At 73.8% G+C, this 6,104-nt stretch carries 4 protein-coding genes and 1 pseudogene; 4 read left to right on the plus strand and 1 reads right to left on the minus strand.

Annotated features, from left to right (window positions below; genetic code table 11):
• Positions 1-67: 67 nt before the first annotated feature.
• The 4 genes from B9S58_RS23920 to B9S58_RS23935 all read left to right on the plus strand — a co-directional run bounded on the left by B9S58_RS23920 (position 68) and on the right by B9S58_RS23935 (position 5,745).
• Positions 68-1,210, plus strand: coding sequence for a DUF6777 domain-containing protein (locus tag B9S58_RS23920; RefSeq protein WP_103534126.1), 1,143 nt, complete (start codon positions 68-70; stop codon positions 1,208-1,210).
• Between the two features lie 69 nt (positions 1,211-1,279).
• Positions 1,280-3,343: a SpoIIE family protein phosphatase gene (locus B9S58_RS23925; protein ID WP_103534127.1), complete on the plus strand. Its 2,064-nt coding sequence runs from the start codon at positions 1,280-1,282 to the stop codon at positions 3,341-3,343.
• A 137-nt stretch (positions 3,344-3,480) separates the two neighbouring features.
• Positions 3,481-4,848, plus strand: coding sequence for a wax ester/triacylglycerol synthase family O-acyltransferase (locus B9S58_RS23930; protein WP_103534128.1), 1,368 nt, complete (start codon positions 3,481-3,483; stop codon positions 4,846-4,848).
• A 36-nt stretch (positions 4,849-4,884) separates the two neighbouring features.
• On the plus strand, positions 4,885-5,745 hold the full coding sequence (locus B9S58_RS23935) for an Fpg/Nei family DNA glycosylase (RefSeq protein ID WP_103534129.1): 861 nt from the start codon (positions 4,885-4,887) through the stop codon (positions 5,743-5,745).
• A 23-nt stretch (positions 5,746-5,768) separates the two neighbouring features.
• Here the strand turns inward: B9S58_RS23935 and B9S58_RS38145 are convergent.
• Positions 5,769-6,104 (minus strand): annotated as a pseudogene (locus B9S58_RS38145) (hypothetical protein); the annotation flags it as partial.

Here is a 6,104-nt window from a genome sequence, read left to right on the forward strand (position 1 = left end):
GTCCGTGCCCGGTGCGGCACAGATGGTGACACCCACTCCGTTCCACAGGGACAGGCAGGAGAGCTCTGTGCGCTCACCCAGAGGTTTCCGGCGGACCGCGCTCGCCGTGCTGTCCGCCGGGGTGCTGCTCGCCGTCGCCGGATGCGGTGGCGGCGGAGACCGGACCGCGAAGGGCACCACGGGCACCGCTGAGGCCAAGGACGTCCTCCTCCAGTCGCTCGCGTCCCCCGGCCCCGGACCGTTCACCGCGTCCACGGCGCGGGTGACGGCCCCCGTGTCCCCCACCGGCACGCCGGACGCCGAGCCGACCTCCGCCACCCGGACGGTCCATCCGGTCTCCGGAGCGGTCCCGGGGCTCTACGGCGGCACCTGGTCGGTCGCCGCCTGTGATGTCGAGCGGCAGGTCACCCTCCTGGCCGACAGCGAGGACAAGGCGCGCGCCTTCGCCGGCGCGGCCGGTATCGAGGCCGTGCAGATCCCGGGTTACCTGAAGTCCCTCACCCCGGTCGTCCTGCGCGCCGACGCACAGGTCACCAACCATGGCTACAGCGCCGGCTCGGCCACCGCCTTCCAGGCCGTGCTCCAGGCGGGTACCGCCGTCCTGGTCGACAGTCGGGGAATGCCCCGCGTCCGCTGCGCCTGCGGAAACCCGCTGGGCCCGCCCGTGGTCACCGACGGGAAGGTCGCCCACCGCGGTGAGCGCTGGCCGGGCTACGACCCCGCGCGCATCGTGGCCGTCGAGCCCGGCGTCAAGGCGGCCACCAGTCTGATCATCGTGAACGCCGACGACAACACCTGGATCGAGCGGGTCATGGGCGACAGCGGCGGGCGCGACCGCGCGCCGGACGACCAGCCGCCGTTCGAACCCGACGCCGACCTGCTCTTCCCGTCGCCGGGGCGTCCCACCGAGTCCGCGCCCCCGGACTCCCCGCCGTCCGACCCGGCGCCCTCCGAGCCGGCATCCTCCGAGCCGGACGGGCCGACGGACCCCGGTCCGGGGGAGTCTTCCGGCGACTTCGGCGACCCGCCGCCCGAGGAGCCGTGGGAGTACGAGGAGGAGGGCTACTCGGACGTCGCGCCGGAGCCGACCCAGGTCTTCCCCGCGGAGCCGGACGAGCTCACCGGGCCCGACGGGCCGATGGAGCCCGTCGAGCCCATGGAGCCTGCCGAGCCGATGGAAGCGGGCGTCGGTGACGTGTTCGCCGGGTGATCCGGCCGGCGTGAATCGGTGGAGAAAGCGGACAAGAGGAATCAGACAAATGGTGGCAGAGTGGCCCACATGGATGATCGGGTAGCGGGTGCCCTGTCACTCCCCGACGACTGGCCCGCCCACCCGGACCTCAGCCTCGCCCTGAACCGAATGGGCAGCTTCGACTGGGATCTTGACACCGGCCTCATGCACATGGACCAGCCCGCCCTCGCCGTGTTCGACCTGACCGCGGACGAGTACGACGGCCAGCCGGCCTCGCTGGCGCCGCGCGTGCCGACGGACGAGGCCCAGCGCTTGGACGGGATGGTCTCGCACGCCCTCAAGAGCGGCCGCACCAACTACGGCGCGTACTTCCGCATCCAGCGGCGCGACGGCACCCTGCGCTGGACCCACACCCAGGGCTTCGTCCGCCGCGACGGGACCGGCCGCCCGCGCCGCATCATCGGGATCGTCCGCGACGCCACCCAGGAACTGGCCGACTCCACCGCCCGGCGCGAGCTGGACGAGGAGCGCAGCCAGCGCACCAGCCTGGTCGAGGGCACCACCGCCGCCCTGGCCCACGCCCGTACCGTCAAGGACGTCATCGCCGTCCTCAAGAACTCCCAGGGGCTCGCCCACCTCGGAGCCACCAGCCTCGTCGTGGGCCTGCTGGAGTCCGGCCGCATCCACCTCGTGGCCGACGGCCCCGAAGGCGCGTACGTCCCCGGCACCCGGTACACCCGGGTGGACGAGCAGTACCCGATGAGCGAAGTGGTCCGCACGCTGGCCCCCCGCTTCATCGAGTCCGCCGACGACTTCGCCGCCTCCTACCCGATCCTGTGGCCCGACATCAGTCACCTCGGGATCACCTCCGCCGCCTACATGCCGCTGATCGCCCAGGCCCGCCCGATCGGCGCACTCGGCCTCCTCTACCGGGACAAGGCCGGCTTCACCGCCGACGAACGCAATCTGCTGATGGCGCTAGGCACCTCGATCGCCCAGAGTCTCCAGCGCGCGATGCTCTACGAGCAGGAGCACGACCTCGCCGAGGGGCTCCAGCAGGCGATGCTGCCGCGCCGGATCCCGGCCGTGCCCGGGGCGCAGGTCGCCGTCCGCTACCGCTCGGCCCGCCTCGGCCGGGACATCGGCGGTGACTGGTACGACCTGATCCCGCTGCCCGGCGGCCGGGTCGGCGCCGTCATCGGGGACGTCCAGGGGCACGACACCCATGCCGCCGCCGTCATGGGACAGCTCAGGATCGTCCTGCGCGCGTACGCCGCCGAGGGGCACAGTCCCGCCACGGTCATGGCGCGCGCCTCCGTCTTCCTCCACGAACTGGACACCGACCGCTTCGCCACCTGCACCTACGCCGAGGTCGACCTCACCACCGGCGTCGTCCAGGTGGTCCGCGCCGGGCACGTCGACCCGCTGGTCCGGGACGTGGACGGGAGCTGCCGCAGGATGCCGTCCGAGGGCGGCCTGCCGCTCGGCCTCTCGGCGGAGTTCGGCCAGCTGGAGTACCCGGTCGGCACGGTCGAGCTGGACCCCGGCCAGACGATGATCCTTTTCACCGACGGCCTCGTCGAGCTGCCGGGATCCGACCTCGACGAAGGCATGCAGCTGCTCACCACACTCGTCACCAACGGCCCCCACGACCTGCAGAAACTGGCCGACCAGCTCTGCGACGCCGTCGACGGGCGCGGCGGCCAGGACGATGTCGCGGTCCTGCTGCTGCGCCGCCGGGCCGCGCACGCCCCGCAGCCGGGCGGCCGGCTCCAGCAGCACGTCGCGCAGAACGACCCCGAGGCGCTGAGTTCGTCCCGGCACATGATCCGGGCCGCGGTCCGGGCCTGGGGGGCGAAGGACCGGGCCGACGAGATCGAGCTCGCGGCCGACGAACTGATCACCAACGCGCTCATGCACACCGACGGCGGCGCCGTCGTGACGATCCGGGTACTCGCCGGAACCGAGCGGCGCCTGCGCGTCGACGTCGAGGACCGCTCCAGTGCCCTGCCCCGGCGCCGCGACGCGGGGGAGTCCGGAGTGTCGGGGCGCGGCCTCATGCTGGTCGACCGGCTGGCCGACGTCTGGGGAGTGGAGTCCCGGGGCAGCGGCAAATGCGTGTGGTGCGAGTTCCTCATCCCGGCGAGGTGACCCCGGCCCGCTGATCTCGCCGCGATGGTGTAACAGTACGTAACAAGCAGGTGCTTGACCGTGACCCACCGCAGCGATTGACTGCGGGGCACCGGCCGCACCTCGGCCCTGCCGCCTTCGACGACATGAGGTCCCCGTTGGGTACCGAGCTTCTCGCCCCGCTCGATCTTGCTTTCTGGCACCTCGAATCGGACGCCCATCCGATGCACCTGGGCGCGCTCGCCGTCTTCGCCCCGACGCCCGGCACCGGTCCGGACCGCATCCTCGACCTGCTCGGGACCCGCGCCGCCGCGATCCCCCGGCTGCGCATGTGCGTGCGGGACGTCCTGCTGCCGGTCGGCGGCAAGGCCTGGACGGTGGACAAGGACTTCGATGTGCACCGGCACGTCAGCTACGTCGTCGTGGACGACGGCGACTTCATGGCCGAGGCCACCCGGCTGGCCGGCGAACTGATGGAGCGGCCGCTCGGGCGCGGGCTGCCGCCCTGGCGGATGTACCTCATCGGCGGTGCGGCCGGCGGGCCCTTCGCCGTCCTGGTCAAGCTGCACCACGCCCTGGCCGACGGGATGCGGGCGGTCGCTATCGGGGCCGGAATCTTCGACGAGATCGCCGCCGTCACCAGCGCCCGCGCCGCTGCCCGGGGCCGCCCCGCCGTCGCGCCCCGCTCCTGGCTGCCCGACCCCCGTGAGATGGCGGGCATGGCGCTGGGGCGGATCGGCGAGGTCGGCCGGGCGCTCGGCGTGGGGGCCTCCGTCGTCCGTGCCGGCCGCCTCGATCTGCGCGGCACGACCGCCTTCACCGCGCCCTCCAGCGGCACCCGGCGCCTGGCCACCGCCGAACTCGACGCCGGGGACCTCCAGCGGATCCGGCGGGCCGAGGGCGGCACCGCCAACGACATCCTCCTCGCCGTCGTCGCCGGGGCCCTGCGCCGCTGGATGGCCGGGCGCGGCGAACCGCTGCCGGCCGCCGACCCGCGCGCGCTGGTTCCCGTCTCCCGGCGCGGGCCCGGCGGGGCCGCCGTCACCGGCAACCGGCTCTCCGCCTATCTGCTCGGCCTGCCGGTCTCCGCGGCCGACCCGCGCGAGCGGCTCCGGGCGGTCCGGAGCGCGATGGACCGCAACAAGGCGGCGGGCCCCCTGAAGGGTGCCGGAGCCGTCGCCGTGCTGGCCGACCAACTGCCGCCGCTGGCCCACCGGTTCGGTGCACCGCTGGCAGCCAACGCCGCCCGCATGCTGTTCGACGTGCTGGTCACCAGCGTGCCGCTGCCGCGCTCCGCGCTCTCGCTGGGCGGCTGCCCGCTGACCGCCCTCTACCCCATGGCGCCGCTGGCCCGGGGCCAGTCCCTGGCGGTCGCCCTCACCACCTACGGCGGGCGGGTGCACGTGGGTCTGGTGGCCGACGGCAAGGCACTGCCCGACCTGGACCGGCTCGCCGCGGCGGTCGCGGAGGAGTTCACGGAGCTGTACGCCGTCATCACCGGCACGGACCGCGCACCGGCGTCCTGACAGGCAGCGGCCCACCGGCTGCGGCAGGCTGGAACCATGCCCGAACTGCCGGAAGTCGAAGCCCTGCGGGTCTTCCTCGACGACCATCTGGTCGGCAAGGAGGTCGCCCGTGTCCTCCCGCTGGCGATCAGCGTCCTGAAGACGTACGACCCGCCGCTCACCGCCCTGGAAGGCGCGACCGTCACCTCGGTGGCCCGGCACGGCAAGTTCCTCGACATCGGGGCGGGCGGGCTCCACCTGTGCACCCACCTCGCACGGGCCGGCTGGCTCCGCTGGAAGGACTCCTTCCCCGCCGCCTCGCCCCGCCCCGGCAAGGGACCCCTCGCCCTGCGCCTAGTGACCGCGGACGGCGACGGCTTCGACCTGACCGAGACGGGCACCAGGAAGCGCCTCTCCGTCCACCTCGTCCACGACCCCCCGGACGTTCCCGGCATCGCCCGCCTCGGCCCGGACCCGCTCGCCGACGCCTTCGACCACGACGCGTTCGCCGCGCTGCTCGCCGGGGAGCGCCGCCAGATCAAGGGCGCGCTGCGCGACCAGTCGCTCATCGCGGGCATCGGCAACGCCTACAGCGACGAGATCCTGCACGTCGCGAAGATGTCCCCGTTCAAACGGACCGCCGACCTCGGCGAGGACGACGTGACCCGCCTGTACACCGCGCTGCGCACCACGCTCAAGGACGCCGTGGCCCGCTCCAGCGGGGTGGAGGCGGGGAAGCTCAAGGCCGAGAAGAAGAGCGGGATGCGAGTCCACGGACGTACCGGAGAGGCCTGTCCGGTCTGCGGGGACACCGTCCTGGATGTCTCGTTCAGCGACTCCTCGCTGCAGTACTGCCCGACCTGCCAGACCGGCGGCAGACCACTGGCCGACCGGAGGCTCTCGAAGTTCCTGAAGTGAGCACTGCAGCCGGGCCCCGCCGCTCACCGCGTCACCGTCACCAGCCGCCGCCCGTCCGCCGTCCGCACCTCGAAGTGGTCGATGCCCTCCGGCCGCGGCGCCGCCCCGCCCGACACCTCCACCAGACCGCCACCCGCTCCTTCGGCGGACCAGCTGCCCACCGTCTCCTCGCTGCCGCCCCGGCCCACCGCGACCAGCGTGCGGTCCCCCTCCACCGGAACCCGCGCCACCTCCAGCGCCACCGCCGACCCCCACGCGTGCCCCGCCGCCGGCACCACCGCGGCCACCCCGGACGTCCCGTCGCTCCCGGCCCACCGCTGTGCCCCGGGCCCGTCCGCCGGACCGCCCGCCGACCGGAC

It is taken from the genome of Streptomyces sp. SM11 (genome assembly GCF_002910905.1).
GTDB lineage: Bacteria > Actinomycetota > Actinomycetes > Streptomycetales > Streptomycetaceae > Streptomyces.

Coding starts and splice junctions, on each gene's coding strand:
- B9S58_RS23925 (WP_103534127.1), top strand. CDS start 1,280: ATGGATGATCGGGTAGCGGGTGCCCTGTCACTCCCCGACGACTGGCCC.
- B9S58_RS23935 (WP_103534129.1), top strand. CDS start 4,885: ATGCCCGAACTGCCGGAAGTCGAAGCCCTGCGGGTCTTCCTCGACGAC.